This is a genomic window from Streptomyces cinereospinus, from assembly GCF_042430725.1.
In the GTDB taxonomy this organism is placed as follows: domain Bacteria; phylum Actinomycetota; class Actinomycetes; order Streptomycetales; family Streptomycetaceae; genus Streptomyces; species Streptomyces cinereospinus.
Genome location: NZ_JBHMCY010000011.1, coordinates 57,070 through 84,003, shown reverse-complemented (window position 1 = coordinate 84,003; position 26,934 = coordinate 57,070). Strand labels below are relative to the sequence as shown.

Genomic DNA, 26,934 nt, shown 5'->3' with positions numbered 1-26,934 from the left:
CCCGCCAAGCCCCGCACCCACCCCGACGACGCACAGGACGGGCCGAGGCGAACCCCCGATGCCGGTCCGAGGCGGACGGGAGGGGCCGGGCGGGGCCGAAAACCGGTCCAGGAGGGGCCGGGCGGGGCCTAAGACCGGTCCGCGAGGGGCCGGGCGGGGCCGGGCAGGCCCTGGGGGCGGCGCGGTGCCCGGCCCAGGGTGCGGAGCACCTGCGCGGCGATCACGGCGTGGCCGCGCGCCGACGGATGCAGACCGTCGCCCGCGAACATCCCCGGGTCGCGGCCTGCCGGATGCTCCGCCATGTCGGTGACCAGCGCGTCGTGCCGACGGGCCGCGTCGCGGACGCGGTCGTTGAGGGCGGCCAGCCGGCGGCGCAGCACGGAGTGCTCGGACTGCCCGTACGTGAAGTCCATGAGGGTGAACAGCAGCACGTCGGACCCCGCGGCGCGCAGCGGGCCGACGATGTCGTCCAGGGCGGCCGCCACCTCGCCGGCGTCGAAGCGGCGCCCCAGCAGGTCGTTCCCGCCGGCCAGCACGCAGGCCAGGTCCGGCCGGAAGGCCAGCGCCCCGGCCAGCTGCCCGTCGCGCACCTCGGCGGTGCGCAGGCCCCGCCGGCCGAGGTTGAGGTACGCGGTGCCGGGCCGCCCGGTGAAGACCTCCCGCAGGCGCTCGGCCCACGGCGCGCTCCGGTAGCCGGGCACCGGGTCGCCGGCCCCTTCGGCGAGGCTGTCCCCGACCAGCACCAGCCGCCGCCAGGGAGCGCCGGTCAGCAGTTCCGCGGCGCGGCCGGGCGGCAGGCAGTGCGGGTCGGCGCGCTCCGCGGCGAGGTCGTCCGGTACCGGCGTCACCGGAAGTACTCGGCGTTCACGGCGGCCGCGGCGGCCCAGGTGTCCGGCACCTCGTCCTCGGGGACGCAGGCGTCGACCGGGCAGACGTAGGCGCAGGACGTGCAGTCGATGCACTCGTCGGGGTTGATGTAGAGCTGCCGGGCCTCGGCGAAGCCGGGCTCGCCGGGTGCGGGGTGGATGCAGTCCACCGGGCACACCGCGACACAGGAGGCGTCCTTCGCGGACGCGCACGCGTCGGTGATCACGAAGGTCATGCCCGGCCCTCACGTCCGCCGGGGCCGGCCGCCGGCAGCCGTGCGCCGCTCCCGGGGCCCGGGTCCGGCAGGCGGGCCAGGAGACGCTCCTCCATGCGGGCCAGCGTCCGGTAGTCCTCCCGCGTCACGGTGTCCAGGTCGAACTCGTGCCCGGTCCGCTCCTCCAGGAGCGTCAGCAGCACCATGAACCCCAGGGAGTCCAGGATCTCCGCCTCGATCAGGTCGAGGTCGGGGGGGATGTCGGCCAGGTCCGGTCGCCGGGAGCGCAGGAACGCGACGACGTCGGCACGGAGATCGGCCACTTGTCCTCCTTCAGGCAGTCGGCGCGGCGGGCAGCCGCCGCATTTCGGTGCGGGAACGCGGCTGCGACAGGACGCCGTCGCACCAGTGGGCGGCCGGCCGCTCCCCCGCCGGCAGACCGGTGGGCAGCAGCCGGTTCAGCCGCGATCCGAGACAGGCCGGCGCCAGGTCCGGATGGGGCCGGGCGGCGTACCGGGTGAGTTCGGCGAAGACCGGGTCGATCTGCTTGACCACGCCGTCGTCGTCCACCACCTCCACCCAGGCGTGCTCCAGGTCCAGGGTGCCGAGGATCCAGCCGCGCCGGGTGCGGGCCCGGTACCCGGCCGCCGTGAACACCTTCTCCAGGTGGCGGGAGGCGGAGATGCACGGCGCCAGTCCGGCCGCCAGCAGGCGCTCCTCGTCGAGCTGGAGTCCGTCCGGGATGCGCAGCCAGCGGTACCCGGCGTCCATGAAGCCGGCCACGGCGCGGCGCAGTGCGGGCGAGACCAGCGTGCGGCTCTCGCCCTGGGTGCGCACCTGTCCGCCGATGCGGAACGGGCCGGGACCGGCGTAGGTCACCGTGCCGTCGCCGACCGTGGCGCCGCCCGGCTCGACGTCCAGCCGCAGCAGTTCCCCGCCGCAGGTCTCCGGCCGGGGCAGGGCGTGCCGCCAGCGCGGGTCGGCGCCGCAGCCCCCGGGCCGCCCGCACTCCAGGGTGAAGTCGAAGCTCCACCACGCCGGTTCGGTCCACGAGGTGCCCGCCCGGTTCATCCAGCGCAGCGAGTAGCGCAGGGCCACCTCCGGCAGGGAGCTGCCGGAGGCGGCCGTGAGGGCGAGGTTGAACAGGTCGAAGTAGTCGAAGTACTGGCGGCCGTCCCGCCGGGCAGCCGGCAGGCCGGCGGCCACCAGCGCGTCGAGCACCTCGTCGCCGCACCGCAGCATGTCCAGTGCCTCGGCCCGGTCCGCCCGCTCGTCCCGGTACGGCTCCGGGACGAGGAAGAGCTCCTGAAGGGCCGCCAGCCAGCGGCGGGCGGGTTCCGGCGGGGCCGCGTCCGGCGTTCCGGTGCGGGGGGCCGGGGGCGGGCCGCCGGGCCGGGTGGCTTCGGTGTCGGTCACGGTGTCGTGTGCGTCCTCGTCCGGCGGGCCGCTAGGCGGCGGGCTTGTGCAGACCGACGATCAGGTCCTCGACGTCCGCGACCGTCCTGAGGCCGGCCGTGCGCTCCTCCTCGATGTCGTCCATGACGAACTCCTCCTCCAGGGCCACGGAGAGCTCGATGAAGGTGAGGGAGTCGTAGCCGAGATCGTCGACGAGCCGGTCCGCCGGCGTCCGTACCGGGGTCCGGGCGGGGGACATGGTGCTGATGATGTCGCGTACCTTGCGGCGGATCTCATCGGGTTCCACAGGGTGTTCCCTTCTCGTGGGGCCTGGCCCGGTCACGCCGGGAGCAGGCCCAGGGCCGTGGCGCGCGGCACGGGGTGCGGCGCGCCCCAGCGCTCCTCGTAGCGGGCGAACGTCTCGGTGAACGCCTTCTCCCAGCGGCGCTCCGCCTCGGTGCGCAGCTCCGCCAGGCCGATCAGCTCCAGCTGGCGGGTCATGCGCAGGCGGGCGGAGTCCCACTGCTGGGTGAGCTGTCCGGCGCGGTGGGCCAGGGCCGGGCGCAGCGCCGGACTGACCGCCTTCTGGCCGGGGTTGACCAGCACCTCGACGGTCTTGTCCAGGGCGCCCAGGTAGGTCTCCCCGATCGGGTCGGCGAAGCCGGCCCCCACGCCGGTGCGGCAGGCGGTCTGCCCGTAGGTCAGATGGCGGGTCTCGTCCCTGGCCACGTTGGCCAGGCCCTCCTCCAGCGCCTGGAGCCCGCCCACGGTGCGCACGAAGGAGCGCAGCGTCTTCAGCCCGGCGCCGGCGATGACGCCCTCGGTGACCAGGTGGTACAGGACCACACCGGCGTACCAGACGGCCGGCTCGCCGCCGCTGTCCCGGACGCGGCCGGTGGCCTGCCGGAGCACCGGCTCGAAGACGGCGCCGTAGGCGGAGAGCCGGCTCAGCTCGCTTCCCGCGGTCTCCAGTTCGGCCCGGTCGACGCCCACCGGGCCGAGCAGGTAGTCCTTGAAGAACTGCACGTGCCGGCCCTCGTCGGCCATCTGGGTGCACAGGTAGATCCGGTCGTCCTCGGTGGGCGAGTGGTCGACGAGCGCGCTGAGCGTCTGGGTCACGCACACCTCGCCGATCTCCAGGTCGGCCAGGGCGGTGAGCAGTTCCCGCCGGGTGAAGGGCTTGAGTTCGGCCCAGCGCCCGGCGTCCCGGTCCACCCGGACCTGGGAGACGGCCCACTGCTGGGTCTCCCAGCGGTCGTACAGGTCCCGCGGACGGGGCAGGTTGACGGACGGTTTCATCACTGGCACCTCGGTGGCCTCGTGGGTGGTCACTCCGCCGCCCCGGCGGTGGTGCGCCGGGACACGGACGGCGGGGTTCCGTGCACGGCGGTCCATTTGGGGCGCTCCGGGTCGGGCGCCAGGACCTCGTTCCACATCACGGCGCGGCGCGGCTTGCCGCTGGACGTGCGGGCGACGGCGCCCCGGGCGCCCTGCACGACGGAGATCCGCACGGCGCCGTGGGTCAGCGCCTTGACGGTCCGCGCGGCCCGCTCGGCCCAGCCGGCGTCGACCCGCCCCTCGACGAACACGACGCAGTGGTCGCCGTCGTCCAGGGAGGCGAAGGCGACGGCGCAGGGGCTGACGGCGTGCTCCTCGTGCTGGGCCAGTTCGGCCTCGACGTCCTCGGCGTGCACATGGGCCCCGCGGATCTTCATCGACTCGCCGATACGGCCCACCACGAACAGCTCCCCGTCGTACTCGAAGCCGGCGTCGCCGGTGCGCAGCCCGCCCGCCCCGAAGGTGTCGAGCTGCTCGGGGCCGCGCAGATAGCCCCGGGACAGCGAGGTGCCGGTCAGGGCGATCTCGCCGAAGGTGCCGGGCGGGAGGGGCGCGCCGCGCTGGTCCACGACGGTGGCGGTGGTGCCGGGCACGGCGGTGCCGCACCCGGTCAGCCAGCCCCCGCCGCCGACCCGGTCCACCCCCAGCACGCCCCGCTCGTCCACCTCGACCCGCTCCCCCACGGGCAGCGCGGTGGAGCGCACCCGTACGACCCGGGAGCCGGTGCGCACCGGGACGCCGGTGGCCACGACGGTGTTCTCGGCCAGGCCGTAGGCGGCCACGAAGGTGCGGTGGTCGAAGCCGTGGGGGGCGGTGAGGGCGGTGAAGTCGGCCGCGGCCACCGGGTCGATGCGCTCGGCGCCGACGATGGCGACCCGCCAGCCGGAGAAGTCCAGGCCGGCCAGCCGTTCCGGGGTCAGCCGGCGAGCCGCGTACGCGTAGCCGAAACTGGGCGCGGTGGTGAGCGTGGCGCCGTGCCGGCCGAAGCACTCGACCCAGCGCAGCGGGTGGCGGACGAACTGCGCGGGGGTCATCAGCCGGCTGTCGGTGCCGGTGACGAGCGGCATCATCATGCCGCCGACCAGGCCCATGTCGTGGTGGAGCGGCAGCCAGCTGGCGAACGCGTCCCGCTCCGTCCACCGCAGCCAGCCGCGGATGGCGGCGAGATTGGCGGCGAAGCCGCTCCAGGTGACCCAGACCCCCTTCGGGTGTCCCGTGGAGCCGGACGTGAACTGCAGCAGGGCCAGCTCGTCCGGTCCCCGCAGCACCGGCGCGAAGTCCGTCGCGGACGCGGTCAGCCCGGCCGGGGTCAGTGTCGGGACCGGCTGCCGGGCCGCGTCGAGGCCGGCCCGCACCAGTTCGGCCAGTTCCGCGTCGGCGAGCACGGCGGCGGGCCGCGCGATGCCGAAGACGCGGGCCAGATGGCCGGTGTACCGGTCGAGGCCGCGCAGCGCGGCGGGGCCGGCCAGGGGTGCCGGGCTCGATCCCGCGGCGAGGACGCCCATGAAGGAGACGACGAATTCGGCGGGATCGGTGACGATCAGCGAAACAATGCTGCCCGGCCGGATGCCGGACTGAAGCAGGCCCGCACCGATGCGGCGTACCTCGGCCGCCAGGTCCGCGTAGGAACGGAATGCCCAGTCACCCGCTCCGCCGGCGAAGTACATGCCGCGTTCCTCGGATGGTTCCCGCAGCCAGTCGAGCAGCACAGATTCTCCCGTGTGACGCGATTGCCCGGCCAATTGAAGAGAAGGCGAGCGAAGAGCGGACGAGTGAAGAGCGGACGAGGGGCGACGCGGCGCATCGGACGGGACTGGCTGGAACTGTTCATTCCGCGTCGTCGGGACACGACGGAGCAGGAGAACACACCCGTTCCGCCGCACAGATACGATGCATCTACGCACAGTCCGACGGCAGTTGGCAAGACCGGACTTCGAGAATGCGCGAGTTGACGACGTCCGTCCGATTGGCCTCCCGGCAACGCGACGAACTCCCGCTTTACAGCATCTGAATACCGCTGATCAACCCTGGTAATGCCCGGATCGCTGACCTAGGATCCATTGCGGCCCGCCTCTCAAGTGCCCGGACACGACTCGCCATTGGAGGAATACCGCATGCGCTTACGGGGGAGGCTGGAGAGTGCGCCTCGTGTATTCCTGGAGGCGCCCGCGTACGTTCTCGGCGAGATCGAAACCCATCACTCGGACATTCCGTCGCTCGCGGACCGGGCCCGGGAACTGCGGATGATGCCCGATCCCTCGGTATGGGGCTGGGGCTTCGTCCACCGCACGCGGCGGTCCGTGGCGGAGCTGGCGATCGACGGCGGCAGGGCCACCCTGCTGGCCGCCGGCTCGGACGGCTCCGACGTCGACGCGTTCGTCCTGTGTTCCACGCGGTTCCCGGGTTCGGCCATGACCCACGGCGCCTTCCTGTCCCGCGTCATGACGGCACTGGGCCTGGCCGGCGCCGCCTTCTACGGCGTCACCCTCAACCGGTGCGCCAACCTGCTCGCCGCGCTGCGGCTGGCCGAGGCCCTGGTGACCGCGGGGACGCACCGACGCGTCCTGGTCGTCACGGCGGACCGCGTCCAGGAGGAGGCCGAGAGGATCACCGACTTCGCGCTCTTCAGCGACGGCGCCGCCGGCTGCCTGGTCACCGCGGAGCCGCCGGCCGGAACGGCCTACCGCATCCTGGGCGGGGCCACCGCCCAGGACCCGGCCCGGCTGGACTGGTCCGAGGAGATCAGCGCGGACCTCTCCCGCCGGGCGAACGACACCCTGCTGAGCCCTCTCGGGATGACGACGGCGGACGTCGCCCAGCTCTTCGCCACCAACCTGTACCGCCCCGTCACGCTGGTGAAGGAGCGCCAGGCGGGTTTCACCACGGGGCAGATCTTCGCCGCGAACATCGAACGGGTCGCGCACTGCTTCGCCGCCGACCCGCTCGTCAACCTGGTCGACCGGGCGGCCGCGGGCGGCCTCGGCGACGGCGGCCACGCCGTGCTCGCCGCCAGCGTCCCGGGGTCGCGCACCGCGGTCCTGATCCGGCAGACGCCCGTTTCGGCGTCGTGAACCCGGCCGGCCGGCCGCGGTGCCCCGGGCGCCGGGCCCCACGGCAGGGGAGATGGGGGAGATCCACATGAGTGCAGGCCGGTTCAGCTGGCCCCCGCCCGAGCTCGGCGCGGCCGAGGTCCAGCGGTTCCGATTCAGCCCGCCCGTCGCGCGGGCGGCCGACGAGGTCCTGGCGGACGGGCCGGTGCGGGTGTACCGGCGGCTCCTGGCCGACCAGGAGTCCGAGACCGGCGCGCTCGTCGCCCTGCGCCTCCTCGACGCCGTGCACGGACCGGACCACGACGGGCACGACGCCGCGCGCGGACCCGACCACGACGGGCACGACGCCGCGCGCGGACCCGACCACGACGTGATCGACACCGCGCGCGGACCCGACCACGACGTGATCGACGCCGCGCGCGGACCGGGCGGCGACGTCACCACCGCGTCGGTGACCGCCCTCGTCGCGGCCGCGCGCGAGGCGTCCGCACCGGTCGTCCGCCGGCTGACGGCCGGACCGCCGGAGCGGATCCGGACGGTGCTGCGGCACCGCGCGCCCCTCGCCCTGCTGAGCGGCTGCTGGCTGGACAACCTCTCCAGCCCCGCGACCCAGCCGGACGCCCTGGTGAACCAGTTGTTCGTGCACCGGTTCCGGCTCAAGGGCGAGGGCCGGCCGGAACACGGCTGCGAGCAGCGGCGGCGGCGCGCGCTGGAGCGGTACGACCTCCATCTGCCGCCGCTGAACTCGGACGCCTTCCTCACCGGGACGGACTGCCGGCCGCTCACCGCCTGGCACGGGGCGTACCTGCTCGCGCTCTCCCGGCTGCCGGCCGCCCACCTTCCGGAGGTGGTGGGCGTCCACGTCGCCCACTACCTGCTCGGCGTGGACGGGCTGCTGCTCGGCCACCCCGAGCCGCTGACGGAGACGATGCTCACCGAGGTGCTGGACGCCTGCGTCGCCCGCACGCACACCGCGCCCCACGGCGCCGCGGACCGGCGCCGGCTGCTCGCCGCGGTCCGGCGGTACCTGGACATCGAGGCCGAGAACCTGGCCCTGCTCACCGCGCACGCGGAGCACGAGTCGGGCCTCTCCCCCGACGCCAGGGCGGCCCGCGTACTGCTGCGGCACGCGCCGTACGCCGGCGCGCAGCACCGGCGGCTGCGGCTGGCGGGCCGGCCGCTGTCCGCCGCGCTCGACGAGGGCCTGTCCGACCCCGCCACACTGCTGGCCAGGCTGCGCGAGTCGCCCTACCTGCGGCGCCGCCCGGACGGTGGCTGCGCCTTCCTCGACGCCCTGAAGTTCGGCGGCGCCATGTTCGGCGTCTTCGACGAGCAGGAGGCGGCCACGCTGCGCTCCTGGGTGGCCTCCGTCCAGGACGGGGCCCCCGCCGGACCGGCCGCGGTGGCAGACCCCGGCGGGGCGGCGGCCGCCGGGCGGTGGGCGGCGGCCGTCACCCGGGGACCCTCGCCGCGCGAGACGAGCGCCGGGCCGGACGCCCCGGACGACCGGACGCTGCTCCACCGGCTGGTCGACGTGGAGCACCACGCCGCCGTGCTGCCGCTCGCCCGGGCCCGGTGCGAGGAGACGCTCGCCGCCGCCGAGGTCCTCTTCGAGCACGGCGCCCGCGGCCGGTTCACGGACGCGAGCTACTTCGACTACACGCCGCAGCGGCTGGTGCGGCGGGTGGAGTCGGTCTACTGGGACAAGCTGGTGCGGACCTGCGCGCCGCCGGCCGGGACACCCACCAGGGAGCAGGTGGTCACCGAGCGCAAGCAGTCGGCGCTGTGCCACCTGGTGGACGGCGTCTGGGCGTACCGGACCGGCAACACCGGACGGTACGACCGGACCTCGCAGGGCATGCTGTTCGCCATCTACGCCGACGAGATGGGGCGCGGCGAGCTGCGCAAGAACCACATCGTGCTGATCCGCCAGGTCCTGGACGACATGGCGGTCGACGTGCCGCACCTGGGCTCCCCGGCCTTCCTCGGCCAGCGTGAACTGCCCGACGCGAGCTACCCGTTCGCGCTGTACCAGCTGTGCCTGGCGCAGTTCCCGGACAGCCTCCACAACGAGATCCTGGGGTTCAACCTCGGTGCCGAGATGTTCGGACTCGGCGAACTGTGCCTCCAGCAGATCGACAAGCTGAGCGCCCACGGCTTCGACACGTCCTACGAACGCGCGCACCTGACCATCGACAACATGTCGGCGGGGCACGCCCGGCAGGCGGCCGAGATCATCGTGTCGTTCCTGGACGACGTGCACCGCACCGCCGGCCCCGAGGCCGTGCAGCGCGAGTGGCGCCGGGTCTGGCGGGGCTACGCCTCGTACGCCTCCTTCGTCGAGCGGCGGCTGGTGCTGTCCGTCGCGGCCCGCGAGAGGCTGCGGAGCCGGGCGGGTGCCGCCGCGCCGCGGGACGCCGGCGCGCGGGCGGAGGCGCCGTGACCGCCGCGTCGCACCCGACCGGGTGCCTCGACCCGGGCCTGCTGCGGCTGCCGTTCTACGAGGACCACCACCGTGACCTCGCGGACCGGATCGGCACCTGGTGCGCCACCGCACCGGAGCTCGCCGCGGCCCTGGACGGCACCGACCACCACGACACCGCCCGCCGGCTGGCGCGGGAACTGGGCCGGGCCGGCTGGCTGGCGTTCCTGGACCCGGCGGCCCCGCCCGAGGTGCGCCGCGACGGCGACCACCGCTCGGTGTGCCTGCTGCGCGAGGCCCTCGCGCACCGCGACGACCTGGCGGACCACGCCTTCTCCGTCCAGGTGCTGGCCGCGCTCCCCGTGCAGCGCTTCGGCACCGGTGAGCAGCGCGACCGGTATCTGCCCGGGATGGCCGCCGGCGAGGTGATCGGTTCCCTGGCCGTCTCGGAGGAGCAGGCCGGATCCGACCTGTCCGCGCTGGCGCTGCGGGCGGAGCGGGTGGGGGACGGGTACGTGCTCAACGGGACCAAGGCGTGGGTGGCCAACGGCACCGTCGCGGACGTGCACTGTGTGATCGCCCGGACCGGCGAGGGCCCCGGCACGCTGGGGCTCACCGCGTTCCTGGTCCCCGCGGCGACGCCCGGACTGGCCGTCGAGGAGGTCGGGATGATCGCGCCGCGCGCCTTCGCGGGGCTCGTCCTCGACGACTGCCGCCTGCCCGCGGACGCCGTCCTCGGCCGGCCGGGCACCGGCGCCGTGGTCGCCCTGGACACCCTGGAGCGCGCCCGGATGACGGTGGGAGCCGCGGCACTCGGCTTCGCACGCCGGGCCCGGGACGCGGCCCTGACCCGCGCGCGCTCCCGGCCGCTGCGCGGCGGCCGGCTCTTCCACCTCGACACGGTCAAGGCCCGGTTCGCGGAGCTGGAGGTCCAGCTCAACGCGGCGGCGCTGCTGGTCGCCCGGGCGGCCTGGGAGGCGGACGCCGGCTCCGCCGACTTCGCCCGGCACTCCAGCATCGCCAAGCTGCACGCCACGGAGGCGGCGCAGGAGGTCGTGGACAGCGCCGTGCAGGTCTTCGGTGCCGCCGGACTCGTCCAGGGCAGCCTCACCGAGCGCCTGTACCGCCAGATCCGGTCCCTGCGCATCTACGAGGGCGCCTCGGAAGTGCAGAAGGCGATCATCGCGGACGCCCTCGTGCCTGTCCGTCCCCAACCGTCAGGAGAGAGTCCGTGACCGCACAGGACCCGGCCGTCCCGGACCGGCTGCACGTCCGGCTGCTCGGCATCGGCGTGGGGCCCGCCAACCTGAGCCTGGCGTCCCTGCTGCACGGCAGTCCCGGGATCGCGCACCTGTTCCTGGACCGCAAGGCCGCGTTCGACTGGCACGACGGCCAGAACATCCCCGGGGCGACGCTCCAGGTCTCGCCGCTGAAGGACCTGGTGACGCTGGCCGCCCCCACCAACCCGTACTCCTTCTTCTCCTACCTCCACGAGCACGGCCGGCTCTACCACTTCGTCAACGCCCGGTTCGACGCCGTTCCGCGGCAGGAGTTCCGCAACTACCTGGAGTGGGCGAGCCGGCGGAACCCGAACGTGGTCTTCGGCGAGGAGGTGCGCGCGGTCGAGTTCGACGGCGTCTTCGTGGTGCGCACCGACCGGCGCACGCTGACGGCGGACAACGTGGCGATCGCGGTGGGCAGCCGGCCGAAGGTGCCGCCGTTCGCCGAGAACATGCCGCCCGAGGGGCAGTTCCACGTCAGCGACTTCGTGCGGCGGGCGGGCGGCCTGGCCGGCCGCCGGGTGTGCGTGGTGGGCGGCGGCCAGTCCGGGGCGGAGGCGTTCCTGGACCTCATCTCCCGGCCCCGGGGCGAACTGCCCCGGCAGGTGACGTGGGTGTCCAAGCGCCGCAACTACTTCCCCATCGACGACTCGCCCTTCACCAACGAGTTCTTCATGCCGAGCCACTCCGCGTACTTCGCCGGGCTGGACCGGCCGGCCCGCGAGCGGTTCAACACGGAGCAGGTGCTCGCCAGCGACGGGGTGACCGAGCAGACGCTGCGCGACGTCTACCAGCGCACCTACGTCCGGCGGTTCGTCGAGGACATGAAGGAGCTGACCGTCTTCCGCCCCGACCGGGAGGTCACCGCGGTGACCGGCGGTGCCGCCGAGGGCTGGCGGCTGCGGCTGGCCCACCTGTCCGACCCGTCGGCGGTCGAGTGGATCGACGCGGACGTGGTGGTCTGGGCCACCGGGTGGCGGCCCTCCCCCACCCCCTTCCTGGCCCCGATCGAACACCGGCTGCGGCGCGAGGGCGACGAGTACCTGATCGACGAGCACTTCGCCATCCGCTGGGACGGCCCCGCCGACCGGCGGCTGTTCATCCAGAACGCGGCCCGCGCGCAGCGCGGCCTGGCCGACCCCAACCTCAGCCTGATGGCCTGGCGCAGCATGCGGATCCTGGACCGGCTGCGCGGCACCCGCTCCGAGGACCAGCTGCCGTCGTTCATCGACTGGGCCCCGCCGCGCGCCTGCGACCGCGGGGACGCCTCGTGAGCGGGGACGTGGACGTCGCGGTCGTCGGCGGCGGCGTCATCGGCGTCATGACGGCCCACGAGATCCTCAGCCGGTCGCCCGGTACCCGGCTGGCCGTGCTGGAGCGGGACGCGGTGGGCCAGGGGGCCAGCCGTCGCTCGGCGGGCCTGCACATCCCGCGCGGGGCCACGCCCCGGGTCCGCGAGATGACCGAGTACAGCGAGGACTTCTACCGGCGGCTGCGCGCGGCGGACCCGTCGGTGCCCGTCACGCCCCTGCCGATGCACGTCGTGGCGCCGGCCTCCGCCGCCGGCCCGGTCCGGGAGCGCTATGTGCGCACCGCCGCGCCGGCCCCGGTGCGGGAGCTCGACGCGCCCCGGGTCCGCCTCGGCCCCGGGGAGGCGGCCTGGCGCGTCGCGGGGTGCCAGTACGCCGACGTGCCGGCCCTCGTGCAGTGGCTCGCCCGGAAGGTGCGGCACCGGGCGGACGTGCGGGAGGCGGTGGCCGTGACCGGGGTGGAGCCCGCGCCCGGCGCGGTCCGGCTGCGCCTGGGCACCGGAGAGGTCCTGACCGCCGGACAGGTCGTGCTCGCGCCGGGACCGTGGACCGGCGGGCCGGCCTGGCGGGACCTCCTGGCGCCGCTGGAGGTCCGGGTGAAGCGGGTCGTCGCCCTGCACGTGGCCGCCGCACCGGCGCCGGGGGACGGCGCGGTCGTCCTCGAGGAGCAGGACGCGTTCCTGCTGCCGCTGCACGAGCGGGGCCACTGGCTGTTCAGCTACACCAGCCGGCAGTGGGACGTCGACCCGGACGCGCCGCCGCGCGGGCTCACCGCCGGCCAGCTCGCGGAGGGCCGCGACCTGCTGCGCCGCTACGCCCCCGGCCTCGCCGACCGCGCGGTGTCGGGGCGGGTGTTCTGCGACGCCTACAGCCCCGACCGCGTTCCCCTGATCCAGCCGGTCGACGGCGACGGCAGGGTGCTGTTCGCCGGTGCCGCCAACGGCTCGGGATACCGGCTGGCCCCGGCCGTCGCCGCGGCGGCGGCCGACCGGCTCGCACCGGCCCGGCGTCCGGACCCGCACCGCGAGAGGAGTGACAGGTGATTGTCTCCAGGTACGATCCCGGCGCGCTGAGTGAGGCGTTCGGCATCGACATGAGCGCCATCGAGCAGGCGGGGGCGGGAGCCGCCTGGGCGCGGGTGCGTCCCGGCGAGCGCTCCGCGCCGCACCAGCACGACGAGACGGAGGTGTTCGTCATCGTCCGCGGCACCGGCGAGGTGGTCGTGGACGCCGAGCGGCACCCGGTGGCGCCGGGCACCGTCGTGGTGTTCGAGCCGTTCGACACCCATGTGATCGAGAACACCGGGGCGTCCGACCTGGTCTTCGCCACCTTCTACTGGCGCGACCCCGACCGCGCCGTGCGGCACGGCACCCGGGCGGTCCGGCGGGGCTTCGACCGGCGGCCGGTGTTCGTCTTCTCCACCCCGCCCACGCCCAACGGGGACCTGCACCTGGGGCATCTCTCCGGCCCCTACCTGGGAGCCGACGTACTCGTGCGGTTCCTGCGCCGCAACGGCGTGGCCGCCTGGCACCTGACCGGCAGCGACGACTACCAGAGCTACGTGGTCGACGCGGCCCGCCGGCAGGGCGACTCCCCCGCCCGCACCGCCGAACGCCACAGCCGGGAGATCGCCGCCACGCTGCGGCTGATGGACATCGAGCCGGACCAGTACACCGTCACCAGTACGGCACCCGGCTACCGGGACGCCGTCAGCGCCTGCTTCGCGCGGATCCGCGCCTCCGGCCGGGTCGCGGCCGAGAGCCGGCCCGCCCTGTTCGACGGCGACACCGGCCGCTATCTGTACGAGGTCGACGTCGCCGGGCTCTGCCCGTCCTGCGGATCCGGCACCGGGGGCAACATCTGCGAGGAGTGCGGCGAGCCCAACACCTGCGCCGACCTGGTCGAGCCCCGCGCCACCGGCTCCGACGCGCCGCCCCGCCGGGCGGACGCGACGCGGGTCTGCCTGCCGCTGCACGAGTTCGAGCAGACGGTCCGGGACCACCACCGGCTGGGCCGGGTCCCGGTCCGGCTGCGGGAGCTGGCCGAACGGGTGTTCCGGCGCGAGCGGCTCGACGTGGCGCTGACGCACCCCTCGTCCTGGGGCGTCACCCCGGCGGACGCCGGGATGGAGGACCAGGTGGTGTGGGTCTGGCCGGAGATGGCGTTCGGCTTCCTGTACGGCATCGAGGCGCTGGGCCGCACGGTCGGCGAGTCCTGGCCGGCGCAGGCGCCGCAGGCGGACTGGAAGATCGTCCACTTCTTCGGCTACGACAACAGCTTCTACCACGCGCTGCTGTACCCGGTGCTCTACGCACTCGCCTACCCGGACTGGAAGCCGGACATCGACTACCACCCCAACGAGTTCTACCTGCTCGACGGCGAGAAGTTCTCCACCAGCCGCCGCCACGCCGTCTGGGGCAAGGAGGTCCTCGGCCCCGACAGCGTCGACGCGGTGCGCTTCTTCCTGTCCCTCACCCGGCCCGAGGGCCGGCGCACCAACTTCACCCGCGCCGCGTACCACCAGGTGCTCGACGGCACGCTCATCGGCACCTGGCAGTCCTGGCTGACCGGCCTCGGGCGCAGGGTGCGCGAGCGGTACGCCGGTGAGGCACCGGACGCGGGCGTCTGGACACCCGAGCACACGGCGTTCCTGGCCCGGCTGGAGTCCCGGCGAGCCGACCTGACCGCGGCGCTGGGCGCCGACGGGTTCTCGCTCAACCGGGGCGCCGCCGCGCTGTCCGGGATCGTCGAGGACGCCGTGGCGTTCGGCCGGCTGGAGGAGGGCACGGCCACGTCGCCGGCCTGGGCGGCGGAGGCGCGCACCGGGATCGCCCTGGAACTGGCCGCCGCACGGCTGCTCGCCCGGTGCGCCGCGCCGGTGATGCCCCGGTTCGCCGCCCGGCTGGCCGCCGCGCTGGGCGAGCCGGACGACGGCACGTGGCCGGAGACGGTGCAGCTGGTCAAGGCGGGCGGCCCGGTCGCGCTCGACGGCGTGACCTTCTTCGTCCCCGCCCGGACGGCGGAGCCCGGCGCCGCGGAGGCCGCCCGGTGACCGAGTCCGTGATCAACCGGGTCGCGGCCGGCGGCCCGGTCGCCGAGGGCACGATCCGGTTCGTCCGGCTGGGCCGCAGCGAGTCGCTGTCCCTGGCGGAACTGGCCCGGCGGGCGGAGGTCCTGGCCGCGCGCCTGGCCGAGCTCGGCGTGGGCCGCGGCGACCGTGTGGGGGTGATGGCCGCCAACTGCCCGGAGTGGGTGCTGCTGGACCTCGCCCTGCTCCGCCTGGGCGCGGTGACGGCCGGTCTGGAACCGCACAAGTTCGAGCCGGGTCCGCGGCTGCTGGCCGAGTACGGGCTGAAGCTGCTGTTCACCGACGGGCCGGCCGACGGCCCGGGCGTCCTGCCGGTGAGCGAGGCCGGCCGGCTCGCCGACCGGCCCGGCCCGGCGCGCCCCGTCCCCCCGGCCCACTACGGGCCCGCCGAGCCGACGGCCCTGAAGTTCACCTCGGGCAGCACCGGCCGGCCCAAGGCGCTGGCCGCCACCGCCGGCAGCGTCGACTCCTCGCTGCGGGCCGTGCAGCAGATGTTCGCGCACGGGCCGGGCGACGACCTGTTCGTCTTCCTCCCCCTGTCGCTGCTCCAGCAGCGCTACTGGATCTACTCCGCGCTGTGCTTCGGCCACGACGTCACGGTCTCGACGTACGAGGCGGCCTTCCCGGCCCTGTCCCAGGCGCGTCCCACCGTGGTGATGGGGGTGCCCGCCTTCTACGAGGCGGCCCGCACGCACATCACCGGGCAGGCCGGCGACGCCGGCCCCAAGGGCGTGGCGGCGGCGGCGCGACGGCTGTTCGGGGACCGCGTCCGCTATCTGTGGACGGGCTCCGCCCCGGCGTCCCGGAGCACCCTGGACTTCTTCGACGGCCTGGGCATGCCGCTGTACGAGGGCTACGGGCTCAACGAGACCTGCATCGTCGCCAAGAACCACCCCGGCGCGCACCGGCCCGGCAGCGTGGGCCGGGTGGTCCCGGGCAAGGAGGTGCTGTTCGACGAGGACGGGGTCATCAGCATCCGCAGCACCCGTCCCGTGGCGTACCGGTACGCGTACGCGCCACCGGGCGAGTCCGAGCGGACCTTCGGCCCGGACGGCCTGGTGCGCACCGGGGACGTCGGCCGGCTCGACGAGGACGGGTTCCTGTGGATAGCGGGCCGGGCGGACGACGCCGTCGTCCTGGACAACGGCCGCAAGATCCTCGTCCGCCCGCTGGAGGAGTTCCTGCGCAACTCGCCGGCCGTCGAGGAGTGCGTGGTGTTCTGCGTCCACCAGACCCGGCTGGTGGCGGTGGTGGCGCCGTCGGGGGAGGTCCCGGACGAGCGGGCCATCGTGCGGCGGCTCGCCGAGGCCCGGGAGGTGTTCGCCGACGACGAGCGGATCTCCAAGGCCGTCGTGGCGGCGGACGGGTTCAGCATCGCCAACGGCCTGCTCACCTCGCAGTTCAAGCCGAGAAGACGCCGGATTCTCGCCGCCTTCCAGGCGGAGATCGACGACCCCAGCGGAGGACTCCATGCAACCTGAGACAGAGCGGACGGCCCGCGAGGAACTCGCGCGGGTGCTGGCGGGGGGACCCGGGCCCGGGGAACTGGACCTGGACGCCGACATGGTCGACACGTACGGCCTGACCTCGCTCAACAAGCTGGTGTTCATGATGGCCGTCTGCGACGGCACCGGAGCGGGCCTGTCGCACTTCACCGAGGAGGACATCGCCCGGATGCGCACCCTGCGCGACGTGGTCGACGCCCTGGAACCGTACGTCGGAAAGGCGGCCTGAGCATGAGCTGGGGATCCGTCGCTCCGGCGGTGCTGGAGAACGACCGGGTGCGGCTGCGGCCGCTCACCGCCGAGGACCGCGAGTCCGTCCGGGCCATCGCCATGGACCCGGTCATCTGGCGGTACTTCGTGTCGATGATCGAGACGGAGGAGGACTTCGAGACCTTCTTCGCGGCCACGCTCGCCGACCAGGAGGCGGGACGGCGCGTGGTGTTCCACATCACCGACAGGACCACCGGCCGCACCGCCGGCAGCATGAGCTTCGGCAACCTCGCGGAAGCCGACCAGCGGGTCGAGATCGGCTGGTCCTGGCTCGGCGTCGACTTCCAGGGCACCGGGGTCAACCACTGGTCCAAGTACCTGCTCCTGGAGCACGCCTTCGAACGGATGGGAGCCGAGCGCGTCGAGTTCAAGACGGACGTCCTCAACCGGCAGGCGCGCCGCGGTCTGCGCAACATCGAGGCCACCGAGGAGGGCGTGCTCCGCAGCTTCAACCCGATGCCGGGCGGGCGCCGCCGGGACGCCGTGTACTACAGCATCCTCGCCTGGGAGTGGCCCGACGTGAAGAAGAAGCTGGCCGCCGGGCCCCGGCGCAAGCGGCCCGAGGCGGTCTGATGCCGTCCGGTCCGACGCCGTCCGGTCCGGTTCCCCTGGTGCGCCAGGCGGGCGGCCACTTCGCCATGGGGCGGCAGCACGGCGCGGCGCGGGCCGCCGCCCTGCGGGCGTTCCTCGACGACGGGACGGCGCGCCTGGCCCACCTGATGACCGGCCCGGTGTCCTGGGACGGCCTGCGGGCGGCCGTGGCCGGCTACCGGGCCGAGACCGAGCGGCAGACGCCCGACCTCGCGGCGGAGGTGCGGGGCCTGGCCGCCGGCGCGGACCTGTCCGAGGACGAGGCCTGGCTGCTGCAGTCGAGGCGGGAGCTGCTGGGCTACCACAAGGTGCCCACCCTGGGCGACTGCACCACGTACGCCCGGGCCGGCGAGGCCGCTTGGCACGGTCCCGTGCTGGCGCAGACCGTCGACCTCAACGGCGACCTGGACGACGTGATCGCGGTCCTCGACGTCGCGCCGGCCGGCGGCCGCCGGGTGCTGGTGCTCAGCTTCGGCGGGCTGCTCGGGTACCTCGGGGTGAACGAGGACGGTCTCGCCGTCGGGATCAACCTGGTGCTGGGCGGCGACTGGCGGCCGGGCCTGCCGCCCTACCTGGCCGTCCGGCACCTGCTGGAGCGGGCCGGCACGGTGGCGGAGGCGCTCGACGTCCTGGCCGGGCTCCGGCTGGCCAGTTCCCGGTCGCTGACCCTGTGCGACCCGCGGGCCTCGGCGTGGGTGGAGGTCCTGGGCGACGACATCCGCGCCGTCCGGTCCGACGCGCACGTGCACACCAACCACTTCCTGCACCCCGACTTCGCGGCCCGCGACGAGCTCAACGTCTTCGCCCGCAACTCCTCCCTGCGGCGGCGCGAAGCGTGTCTGGCCGCGCTGGAGCGGCGGCCGGGCGCCGACCCGGAGGAGCACTTCGCCGTCCTGTCGGCACCCCCGGTGTGCGTGTCCGGCACCGGCGACATCCGCCGCGAGCGGACCGTCGCGGCGGCCGTGATGCTGCCCGCACGCCGCGAGCTGCGGATCAGACCCGGCGATCCGTCCCGCGCGGCGACCCAGGTCTTCCGGCTGACCTGACGTGCGGCGGCCCGACGTGCGCCACGAACGGACGCGGTGCGGCGGACCGCGGTACGCGACGACACGGCACGAGACGGTTCGAGACGGTTCGAGACGGTACGGCGAGCCGCGGTACGAGAGAACGGAGGCATCCGTGCCCGAGCACACCGCCACCCGCATCCCCGGGGACATCGACGAACGCTTCCGCGCGACGGGGGTGAACCTGTCGGAGCTGTTCGCCGCTCCGCACCTGAGCTCGTCACTGGGGGTGCGGATCGAGGCGGCCGCGCCGGACCGGGTGGTGGCCACCATGGTCCTGGACGCGTCCTGGGCCGACGGGCTGAGCCGCCGCGGCGCCTGCTCGGTGCTCGCCGAGACGGTGGGCTCCATCGGCGCGATCCTCCTGGCGGGCCCGGAGCGCCTGGCGGTGGGCGTGGACCTCAACCTCACCCACCACCACGACCTGCCGCCCGGGCCGGCCACGGCGGTCGCGGTGCCCGCGGCGACCGGGGCCGACCTGACCAGTTACGACGTCACCGTCGTCGGATCGGACGGCCGGCGGGCCTGCTCGGCCCGGCTGAGCTGCCTGCTCCGCCCGGCGCCGGGACGCTCATGACAGATCGAGGGACTTGGCGATGATCGCCCGCATGATCTCGCTGGTACCGCCGAAGATGCGGTGCACCCGGTTGTCCGCGTAGAGGCGTGCGACCGGGTACTCCCGCATGTACCCGTAACCGCCGTGCAGTTGCAGGCACCGGTCGATCACCCGGGCCGCCGTCTCGGTGCAGAACAGCTTGGCCTGCGCGGCCTCCCCGGCGCCCAGCTCCCCCGCGTCGTGGGCGTCCAGGGCCCGGTCGGCGACCGCCTGCATGGCCGAGACGTCCGCGGCGCAGTCGGCCAGGACGAACTTGGTGTTCTGGAAGTCGGCGAGGCGGGCACCGAACACCTCGCGGTCGCGCGCGTACCGGACGGCCATCCCGAGCGCGCCCGCGGCCTGCGCGTAGGAGCTCACCGCGATCGACAGCCGCTCCCGGGGCAGGTTCTCGGAGAGGTACGCGAAGGCTCGGCCTTCCTCGCCCAGCAGGTCCTCCACCGGTACCCGCACGTCCTGGAAGGCCAGTTCCGCGGTGTCGGAGGCGAGCAGGCCGATCTTGTCCAGCTTGCGGCCCACGGTGAAGCCCTCGGCGCGCGCGTCCACCACCAGGACGGACAGCCCGGAGCGCCGGTCGGCCGCGGTGGCCGGGGACGTCCGGCACACCACCAGCACCCGGTCGGCCACGACGCCCCCGGTGATGAAGGTCTTGGCACCGTTGAGCACGTAGTGGCTGCCGTCGGCCGCGAGGCGGGCCTCGGTGCGGATGCCCGCGAGGTCCGACCCGGTGCCGGGTTCGGTCATGGCGATGGCGGTCATCAGCTCGCCCGTGACGAAGCCGGGGATCCACCGCTCGTGCTGCTCGGGCGTGCCGTACCGCAGGAGGTAGGGCAGGATCAGCTCCGCGTGCACCACGCTGCTGCCGAAGCCGACCCCGGCGCGGCCGGTCTCCTCGGCGATCACCGCGTGGAACTTGTAACTGGCCTGACCGGCACCCCCGTACTCCTCGGGTGCCTCGATGCCGAACACGCCGAGTTCGCCCAGCCTGCGGAAGAAGGCGCGCGGGGGGTGCCCGGCCCGCTCCCACTCCGGGTAGACCGGAACGACCTCGTCGGCGACGAACTGCCGGATCACGCTGCGGAACGCCTCGTGCTCTGCGGTGAAGACCGTACGGCGCACGTCGTGCCCCTTCTGTGCCGGTGCGCGGGACGCGCGGGGATGCGGATGCCTGGTCGTGCGGGCGCGCGGGACCGCGCCGGGCGTCGCTCAGCCGTGGCGCAGCAGCGCGTCGGCGGACACCGGCAGGGGGTGGCCCACCAGGGACCGCAGGCGCGGGAACGGGCCCGTGTCGCCCACCAGCACCCCGCCCAGCAGCACCCGGCCGTCGCCGCTCGTCACCAGTTTGGCGTAGTGTCCGCCGGCCGGGGACCGGACGGCGTACTCCAGTGCCCCTTCGGTGTGCGCGTGCGCGTCGCCGAAGGAGGCCACCTGGACGCCGAGCAGTTTGAGCCGCGTCGACAGGTCCGGCTCGCCGAACGGGGTCGCGGTGCCGTCCAGCAGCTGCGCCGCCACGGACTCGGCCATGCGGTAGCCCGGCGCGACCAGCCCGTGGCACCGGCCGGCGACGGCCGCGCACTCCCCCACGGCCCACACCCGCGGGTCGGGCGTGCGGCACCACTCGTCCACCAGGAAGCCGCCGCGCGGGCCGGCCGGGAGCCCGGCGTCCTCGGCGAGTTCGTCGCGCGGCCGGACGCCGGCGGCGAACACCACCATGGAGGCGTCCAGCACGGTGCCGTCCGTCAGGGCCACGGAGGCGACCCGTCCGTCCGGCCCGGCGGCCACCCGCTCCAGCGCCACCCCGCACCGCACGTCCGTGCCCCGGTCCCGGATGGTGTCGGCGAGCAGCGAGCCGCCGGGCGCGTCCAGCTGGACGGGCATCAGCCGGGGGGCGGCCTCCACCACGTGCGTGCGCATGCCCAGGGCCCGCAGGCCGTTCGCGGCCTCCAGGCCGAGCAGTCCCCCGCCGACGACGACCGCGGCGGCGCCGGGCGTCGCGGCGGCCCGGACCGCCCGGACGTCGTCCAGCGTGCGGTAGGTGAAGCAGCCTTCGGCGTCCCGGCCGGGCACCGGCGGCACGAACGGCCGTGACCCGGTGGCCAGGACCAGGGCGTCGTACCGGTGGGGCTCGCCCGGCTCGGTCCGTACCAGGCGCCGCTCGCGGTCCACGCCCACCGCCCGGGTGCCGGTCCACGTCGCCACCCTGCTGCCCGCCCGCGGGGCGGGGTCGGTGAGCAGGAGCGCGTCGGTGCCGGCGCCCTCCAGGTGGCGGGAGAGGTGGATCCGGTCGTAGGCGGGCCAGGGTTCCTCGCCGAGGACGACCACCCGCCACTGACGGCGCGTGTCGCCGTCCAGCAGCCGCTCCACCAGGCGGTGGGCGACCATGCCGTGTCCCACGACGACGAGTGTGCGGCTCACTTGACGCCTCCGAGCGTGGACGGGACGGCGGGCGCGCACAGCGCGGCGTCGCCGGGCCGGGCCGCCGTCCCGGCGGTGGCCTGCGCGCACCACGCCCGGACGTCGTCGGCGCAGCCTCCGCAGCCGGTGGTGGCCCGGGTCGCCGCGACCAGCGCGTACAGGTCGCGGGCGCCGTCCTGCCAGGCCTGCCGCAGCCCGGCCCGGCTGACGTTGTTGCAGTCGCACACCAGGCTGTCCTCGGGCAGGTCGGCGGGTTCGCCGGTCATCGGGGCCACGCCGAGCAGCAGCGAGAGCCGGTCCGAGGGGAGCGGGGCGTCGCGGTCGTACAGCTGGGCGAGGGCGGCGGCGGCGCGCGGCAGGCCGAGCAGTACCCCGGCCCGCAGGCGTCCGCCGCTCAGGACCAGCCGGGCGTACCGTGCCCCGGAGCGGTCCTGGAAGGTGACCGTCTCGGTGGGACCGCCGCCGGCCGGGGGCTGCGGCGGTCCGAACACGGCGAGTTCCACGGCCCGGGTGCGCAGCCGGAGCACGGAGCGGGGCGGGCGCGCGGGGGTGCCGGGGCGGGCGCCGGTGAGCAGCGCGGCCAGGGTGTCGGCCTGCTCCCAGGCCGTGGTCACGGTCCCGGCCACCACGTCGTCCTGTTCCGCGCAGTCCCCGATCGCGTGGATCCGCGGGTCGCTGGTGCGCAGGTGTCCGTCCACGACGACGCCGGTGCGCACGGCGAGTCCGGCGCGGCGGGCCAGGCCGGTCCGGGGGACGGTGCCGGCGCACAGGACGACGTGGTCCGCCGGCAGTCGTTCGTCGCCGTCGAGGCGGAGGTGGCCCGGTCCGTACCCGGTCGCGGTCCGGCCCAGCAGCAGCCGGACACCGAGCTGGCGGAGCCGCTCGGCGAGCAGGTCACCGGCGGTGGCGTCCAGTCGCCGGTCCATCGGGTGCGGCGCCCGGTGCACGAGGGTGACGTGGTGTCCGCTCTCACGCAGGGTCATGGCCGTTTCCACGCCGAGCACTCCGGCGCCGACCACGGCCACCGACCGCGGCGCGGCGGCCGGGCCGCCGAGGGCCGCGCGCAGGTCCCGGCAGTCGTCCAGGGTGCGCAGCACGGTCACCGGGACCGGTGGGGCGGCGGCCGGCTCCCCGTCCGGGGCCGGGCCGCCGAGCCGCGGCCACCGGGGCCGGGCGCCGGTGGCCAGGACCAGGGTCTCGTAGGGGTGGGACGCCCCGTCGCCGGTGTGCACGGTGCGGTGCTCGCGGTCCACGGAGGTGACGGTCGTGCCCGTGCGCAGCTCGGCCTCCGCCGGGGGCAGCGTGAGCGCCTCGGGCGGCAGCTGCCCGGCGAGCACCGAGCCCAGCAGGGGGCGGTGGTAGGCGGGGTGCCGTTCGGCGCCCAGGACGGTCAGGCGGCCCCCGTACCCGGACCGGCGCAGGGCGTTCACCAGCCGGTGCGCGGCGGGGCCCCCACCCACGATGACGATGCCCATGCTCACCCTTCCGAGTCCTCGGGTCCGATCCGGACGGCGCACGCCTTGAACTCGGGCATCTCGCTGCGCGGGTCCAGGGCGGGGTTGGTGATCAGGTTGGCCCGGCCGGCGCCGGGAAAGTGGAACGGCAGGAAGACGGTGTCCGGGCGCATGGTGTGCACCACCTTGACCCGGGCCCGCATCCGCCCGCGCCGGGAGCGGACGACGGCGGTCTGCCCGTCCGCCAGCCCGGCGGCCGCGGCCGTGTCCGGGTGCATCTCGGCGTACACCTCCGGTACCGCGGCGAGGAGTTCGGCCACCCGGCGGGTCTGGGCGCCGGACTGGTAGTGGGCCAGGACCCGCCCGGTGGTGGCGGTCAGCGGGTAGTCGGCGGTGGCCGGCTCGGCGACGTCACGGTGGTCCACGGCGGCGAATCTGGCCCGCCCGTCGGGGTGGGCGAAGCGGTCCAGGAACAGGCGCGGGGTGCCGGGGTGCGCCGCCTGGTCCGCGGGGCGAGCCGGGCACGGCCAGTACAGCGCCTCCCCCGCGTCCAGCCGTTCGTAGCTGATGCCGGAGTAGTCGGCGGGGCCGCCCCCGGACGCGCGCCCGAGCTCGTCGAACACCTCGTGCGGTGCGGTCGGGAAGCGTGCGGCGGGCTGTCCGAGCCGGGTGGCCAGGCCCTGGATCACCGCCAGGTCGCCGCGGACCCCGGCGGGCGGGTCCAGCAGCCGGCGGCGGCGCAGGACCCGGCCCTCCAGGCTGGTCAGCGTGCCCTCCTCCTCCGCCCACTGGCTCACCGGCAGCACCACGTCGGCCAGCCGGGCGGTCTCGGAGGGTACGAAGTCCGCCACCACCAGCAGGTCGAGCGCGGCGAGCCGCTCGCCGATCCGGCCCGCGTCGGGGACGGAGACGACCGGGTTGGACCCGAAGACGAGCAGCGCCCGGGGCCCGTCGGGGCGGCCGAGGGCGTCGAGCAGCCGGTAGGCGCTGCGGCCCGGGCCGGGCAGCTCCGCCGGGTCCACCCCCCAGACGCGGGCCACGTGCGTGCGCGCGGCCGGGTCCGTGATGGACCGGTAGCCGGGGAGCTGGTCGGCCTTCTGCCCGTGCTCGCGGCCGCCCTGTCCGTTGCCCTGCCCGGTGAGGCAGCCGTAGCCGCTGCCGGGGCGGCCGGGCAGGCCCAGGGCGAGGGCGAGGTTGATGAACGCGGCCGCCGTGTCGGCGCCCTTGCTGTGCTGCTCGACCCCGCGCCCGGTGAGCACGTAGGCGCGGCGCGCCTCGGTGAGCATGCGCACGGCCGCCCGCTGGTCCTCGGCCGGCACGCCGGTGACCCGTTCCACGCGCTCCGGCCACCAGCCGAGGGCGCGCTGCCAGGCCTCGTCGAAGCCGCTGGTGCGCGCGGCGACGTAGGACCGGTCGCACCAGCCCTCCGTGACGGCGACGTGCAGCAGCCCGAGGGCGAGCGCCAGGTCGGTTCCGGGCGCGGGCTGCAGGTGCAGCGCCGCCAGCTCCGCGGTCCTGGTGCGGCGCGGGTCGATGACGATGAGCGACGCCCGCTCCAGGTGGCGCAGCAGCGGGGGCATCGTCTCGGCCACGTTGGCCCCGGCCAGCAGCACGGTGTCCGCGTCCGCCAGGTCGGTGACCGGGAACGGCAGGCCCCGGTCCACACCGAACGCCGCGTTGCCCGCGGCGGCGGCCGACGACATGCAGAACCGGCCGTTGTAGTCGATCTGGCTGGTGCCCAGCGCGATCCGGGCGAACTTGCCCAGCAGGTACGCCTTCTCGTTGGTCAGCCCGCCGCCGCCGAACACCGCGACCGCGTCCGGCCCGTGCTCGGCGCGGATCCGGCGCAGCCGCTCCGCCACCCGGTCCAGCGCGGTGTCCCAGGCGACCGGCGTGTGCCGTCCGTCCGGGCCGCGCAGCAGCGGGTGACGCAGCCGGTCCGGGGTGTCGAGCAGCGCGGGCGCCGTCCAGCCCTTGTGGCACAGGCCGCCGCGGTTGACGGAGAAGTCGGACGGCTCCACGCGTACGGCGCCGTCCTGCCGGCTCAGCCGGGTGCCGCACTGCAGGGCGCAGTACGGGCAGTGGGTGTCGGCCTGGTCGGCGGTCATGCGCGGGTCCCCGTTTCGTCTCGCTCGGCGGGCAGGTAGACGGACCGGACCACCAGGACGCAGAGCGCGTAGAAGCCGAGGAAGGTCCAGAAGGCGGCCTCTCCGCTGCCGAAGGCGGAGTAGGACGTGCGGAAGGTGAGGTTGATGCCGGCGCCGCCGAGGGCGCCGATCGCCCCCGCGATGGCGATGACCGCGCCGGAGAGCCTGCGGGCCCGGGCGAACGCCTCCGCCGCGTCGCCGCCGTCGGTGACGTCCCGCTGCGCCTTCCTCGCGAAGACGGCCGGGATCATCTTGTAGGTGGAGCCGTTGCCGAGTCCGCTGAGCACGAACAGGGCGGTGAACCCGGCCAGGAACAGTTCCAGGGAGTGCCGTGCCGAGGCGACGAGCAGCCCCACGGTGCCCGCGGCCAGGCCGAGGTAGGTGGCCAGGGTGACCCGTGCGCCGCCCCACCGGTCGGCCAGCCAGCCGCCCAGCGGACGGCTCAGCGAGCCCAGGAGCGGGCCGAGGAAGGTGAGTTGGGCGGCCTGGAGCGGGGTCGAGCCGAACTGGCTCTGCAGGATGATGCCGAACGCGAAGCCGTACCCGATGAACGAGCCGAAGGTGCCGATGTACAGCAGGGAGATCCACCAGGTGTCGGTGTGCCGGGCCGCTTCCCGCTGCACGCCCGGCTGCGGCCGCAGGGTGTCGATGTTGTCCATGAACAGCGCGGCCAGTACGGCGCACAGGGCGATCAGCGGCAGGTAGACGGCCGCCACGTAGGCGGGGTGGGTGTCCCCGGCGGTGGAGATGACGAGCAGGCCGACCAGCTGCACCACCGCGACACCGAGGTTGCCGCCGCCGGCGTTGAGTCCGAGCGCCCAGCCCTGGTACCGCTGCGGGTAGAAGGCGGTGATGTTGGTCATGGAGGAGGCGAAGTTGCCGCCGCCGACGCCCGCGGTGGCGCCGATCAGCAGGAACACCCACAGCGGGGTTCCGGGCCGGTGCACGAAGTACAGGGCGAGCGTGGTGGGCACGAACAGCACCACCGAGGCGAACACGGTCCAGTTGCGGCCGCCGAACCGGGTCACGGCGTAGCTGTACGGAAGCCGCAGCAGGGCGCCGACCAGCGTCGGGACGAGCACCAGGAGGAACTTCTGGCCGGCGGAGAAGTCGTGGCCGGTGCGGGGGGACATGAACAGGACCAGCACCGACCACATGCTCCAGACGGAGAAGCCCACGTGTTCGGAGAGGACGGACATGACGAGGTTGCGGCGCGCCACCCGTTTGCCGCCGGCCTCCCAGGCGGCCTCGTCCTCGGGGTCCCAGCCGGTGAGCCGGTGGCCCCGGCCGCTGGGTGTCTTGGTCGGCGGAACGGTACGGGGATCTCGCGCGGGTGCTGTGGGGCTGTGGGACATGACCATCTCCCGGCATGGCGTCAGCGGCGCCGCAGGGCCGCGTTCTCGTCGCAGGGGCTCCGGCGCCCCGGGGTCAAGATCACGGTAAGGGAGCGGGAGGTCCGGGAACGGTCCACTCGTCGGCCGCTTGACTGGTCCACCCGCACCCGGCGGGAATCGAGGGCGGCCGTGGGGCCGACGGGACCACGGCGACCGCGGCGCCTCCGGTCGGCGGCGACTCGGTTGCCGCGACCACCGGGACGGCGGCGTCTGTCGGGCGCACCGGGACGGCTGCGGCACCGGGACCGGCGGCGGCCGCGGAGACCCCTGGGGTCCCCGGAGACTAGCGGGACGGCGACCGCCAACGCGACCGGGGGTGGCCACGGGGGGCGGAGAGGGGCCGTGACCGCCGGGACCGGGGTGGTGGCCGTGACCACCCGGACCGTGGGTGACCGCCGGGGTGACCGCCGGGAGGGGGTGAGTGGCCGGGCGCGGGGGGCTGACGGACCGGAGAGTGGTGGCCGGGACCGGGAGTGGTGGCCGGACCAAGGATGGTGGCCGGGACCGGAGGGCTGCC

23 protein-coding genes are annotated in these 26,934 nt (G+C 74.9%); 11 read left to right on the top strand and 12 right to left on the bottom strand.

What is annotated here, in order from left to right:
* Window positions 1–128: 128 nt before the first annotated feature.
* From ACFF45_RS08230 to ACFF45_RS08200, 7 genes are read right to left on the bottom strand one after another with little or no spacing between them, the layout of a single operon-like run.
* The gene (locus ACFF45_RS08230; protein ID WP_381343959.1) at window positions 129–848 is read right to left on the bottom strand and encodes an SGNH/GDSL hydrolase family protein; all 720 of its coding nucleotides are present in this window, start codon (window positions 846–848) and stop codon (window positions 129–131) included.
* On the bottom strand, window positions 845–1,102 hold the full coding sequence (locus ACFF45_RS08225) for a 4Fe-4S dicluster domain-containing protein (protein ID WP_381343956.1): 258 nt from the start codon (window positions 1,100–1,102) through the stop codon (window positions 845–847). Before ACFF45_RS08225 ends, ACFF45_RS08230 begins: the two co-directional genes overlap by 4 nt.
* Window positions 1,099–1,404 carry an acyl carrier protein gene (locus tag ACFF45_RS08220; protein ID WP_381343953.1) on the bottom strand — a complete coding sequence of 102 codons (306 nt, stop codon included), beginning with the start codon at window positions 1,402–1,404 and terminating at the stop codon, window positions 1,099–1,101. The genes ACFF45_RS08225 and ACFF45_RS08220 overlap by 4 nt, the downstream gene beginning before the upstream one ends.
* 10 nt (window positions 1,405–1,414) lie before the next feature.
* Window positions 1,415–2,497, bottom strand: coding sequence for a hypothetical protein (locus ACFF45_RS08215; protein WP_381343951.1), 1,083 nt, complete (start codon window positions 2,495–2,497; stop codon window positions 1,415–1,417).
* 31 nt (window positions 2,498–2,528) lie between these two features.
* Window positions 2,529–2,783, bottom strand: coding sequence for a phosphopantetheine-binding protein (locus tag ACFF45_RS08210; protein ID WP_381343948.1), 255 nt, complete (start codon window positions 2,781–2,783; stop codon window positions 2,529–2,531).
* A gap of 32 nt (window positions 2,784–2,815) precedes the next feature.
* The gene (locus ACFF45_RS08205) at window positions 2,816–3,775 is read right to left on the bottom strand and encodes a ferritin family protein (RefSeq protein WP_381343945.1); all 960 of its coding nucleotides are present in this window, start codon (window positions 3,773–3,775) and stop codon (window positions 2,816–2,818) included.
* A gap of 29 nt (window positions 3,776–3,804) precedes the next feature.
* Entirely contained in the window at window positions 3,805–5,523 is a 1,719-nt protein-coding gene (locus ACFF45_RS08200; RefSeq protein ID WP_381343943.1) for an AMP-binding protein, read from the bottom strand.
* A gap of 405 nt (window positions 5,524–5,928) precedes the next feature.
* Between ACFF45_RS08200 and ACFF45_RS08195 the strand changes: the two genes are divergently transcribed.
* The 11 genes from ACFF45_RS08195 to ACFF45_RS08145 all read left to right on the top strand — a co-directional run bounded on the left by ACFF45_RS08195 (window position 5,929) and on the right by ACFF45_RS08145 (window position 18,971).
* Window positions 5,929–6,885 carry a 3-oxoacyl-ACP synthase gene (locus ACFF45_RS08195; protein WP_381343941.1) on the top strand — a complete coding sequence of 319 codons (957 nt, stop codon included), beginning with the start codon at window positions 5,929–5,931 and terminating at the stop codon, window positions 6,883–6,885.
* A 67-nt stretch (window positions 6,886–6,952) separates the two neighbouring features.
* Window positions 6,953–9,307 (top strand): iron-containing redox enzyme family protein, encoded by a 2,355-nt coding sequence (locus ACFF45_RS08190; protein WP_381343938.1) that lies wholly within the window; start codon window positions 6,953–6,955, stop codon window positions 9,305–9,307.
* On the top strand, window positions 9,304–10,521 hold the full coding sequence (locus ACFF45_RS08185) for an acyl-CoA dehydrogenase family protein (RefSeq protein WP_381343935.1): 1,218 nt from the start codon (window positions 9,304–9,306) through the stop codon (window positions 10,519–10,521). The genes ACFF45_RS08190 and ACFF45_RS08185 overlap by 4 nt, the downstream gene beginning before the upstream one ends.
* The gene (locus ACFF45_RS08180) at window positions 10,518–11,840 is read left to right on the top strand and encodes a lysine N(6)-hydroxylase/L-ornithine N(5)-oxygenase family protein (RefSeq protein ID WP_381343932.1); all 1,323 of its coding nucleotides are present in this window, start codon (window positions 10,518–10,520) and stop codon (window positions 11,838–11,840) included. Before ACFF45_RS08185 ends, ACFF45_RS08180 begins: the two co-directional genes overlap by 4 nt.
* Window positions 11,837–12,919, top strand: coding sequence for an NAD(P)/FAD-dependent oxidoreductase (locus ACFF45_RS08175; protein ID WP_381343930.1), 1,083 nt, complete (start codon window positions 11,837–11,839; stop codon window positions 12,917–12,919). Before ACFF45_RS08180 ends, ACFF45_RS08175 begins: the two co-directional genes overlap by 4 nt.
* Window positions 12,916–14,928: a class I tRNA ligase family protein gene (locus ACFF45_RS08170; RefSeq protein ID WP_381343927.1), complete on the top strand. Its 2,013-nt coding sequence runs from the start codon at window positions 12,916–12,918 to the stop codon at window positions 14,926–14,928. Before ACFF45_RS08175 ends, ACFF45_RS08170 begins: the two co-directional genes overlap by 4 nt.
* A complete protein-coding gene (locus tag ACFF45_RS08165; RefSeq protein WP_381343924.1) occupies window positions 14,925–16,445 on the top strand; it encodes an AMP-binding protein in 1,521 nt (506 codons plus the stop codon). The genes ACFF45_RS08170 and ACFF45_RS08165 overlap by 4 nt, the downstream gene beginning before the upstream one ends.
* A complete protein-coding gene (locus ACFF45_RS08160; protein WP_381343921.1) occupies window positions 16,435–16,698 on the top strand; it encodes an acyl carrier protein in 264 nt (87 codons plus the stop codon). Before ACFF45_RS08165 ends, ACFF45_RS08160 begins: the two co-directional genes overlap by 11 nt.
* A 2-nt stretch (window positions 16,699–16,700) precedes the next feature.
* Entirely contained in the window at window positions 16,701–17,312 is a 612-nt protein-coding gene (locus ACFF45_RS08155) for a GNAT family N-acetyltransferase (RefSeq protein ID WP_381343919.1), read from the top strand.
* A 38-nt stretch (window positions 17,313–17,350) separates the two neighbouring features.
* Window positions 17,351–18,376, top strand: a complete 1,026-nt coding sequence (locus tag ACFF45_RS08150) for a C45 family autoproteolytic acyltransferase/hydrolase (RefSeq protein WP_381343916.1) — start codon at window positions 17,351–17,353, stop codon at window positions 18,374–18,376.
* A 133-nt stretch (window positions 18,377–18,509) separates the two neighbouring features.
* Window positions 18,510–18,971 (top strand): PaaI family thioesterase, encoded by a 462-nt coding sequence (locus ACFF45_RS08145; RefSeq protein ID WP_381343913.1) that lies wholly within the window; start codon window positions 18,510–18,512, stop codon window positions 18,969–18,971.
* On the opposite strand, the gene ACFF45_RS08140 is transcribed toward ACFF45_RS08145, so the two are convergent.
* The 5 genes from ACFF45_RS08140 to ACFF45_RS08120 all read right to left on the bottom strand — a co-directional run bounded on the left by ACFF45_RS08140 (window position 18,966) and on the right by ACFF45_RS08120 (window position 26,378).
* Complete coding sequence (locus ACFF45_RS08140) at window positions 18,966–20,126, bottom strand: acyl-CoA dehydrogenase family protein (protein WP_381343911.1); 1,161 nt, start codon at window positions 20,124–20,126, stop codon at window positions 18,966–18,968. The genes ACFF45_RS08145 and ACFF45_RS08140 overlap by 6 nt on opposite strands.
* 87 nt (window positions 20,127–20,213) lie before the next feature.
* A complete protein-coding gene (locus ACFF45_RS08135) occupies window positions 20,214–21,422 on the bottom strand; it encodes an NAD(P)/FAD-dependent oxidoreductase (RefSeq protein ID WP_381343908.1) in 1,209 nt (402 codons plus the stop codon).
* On the bottom strand, window positions 21,419–22,897 hold the full coding sequence (locus tag ACFF45_RS08130; RefSeq protein ID WP_381344072.1) for an FAD-dependent oxidoreductase: 1,479 nt from the start codon (window positions 22,895–22,897) through the stop codon (window positions 21,419–21,421). Before ACFF45_RS08130 ends, ACFF45_RS08135 begins: the two co-directional genes overlap by 4 nt.
* A 2-nt stretch (window positions 22,898–22,899) precedes the next feature.
* Window positions 22,900–24,984 carry a molybdopterin oxidoreductase family protein gene (locus tag ACFF45_RS08125; RefSeq protein WP_381343905.1) on the bottom strand — a complete coding sequence of 695 codons (2,085 nt, stop codon included), beginning with the start codon at window positions 24,982–24,984 and terminating at the stop codon, window positions 22,900–22,902.
* Window positions 24,981–26,378, bottom strand: a complete 1,398-nt coding sequence (locus ACFF45_RS08120) for a nitrate/nitrite transporter (RefSeq protein WP_381343902.1) — start codon at window positions 26,376–26,378, stop codon at window positions 24,981–24,983. Before ACFF45_RS08120 ends, ACFF45_RS08125 begins: the two co-directional genes overlap by 4 nt.
* Between the last annotated feature and the right edge of the window lie 556 nt (window positions 26,379–26,934).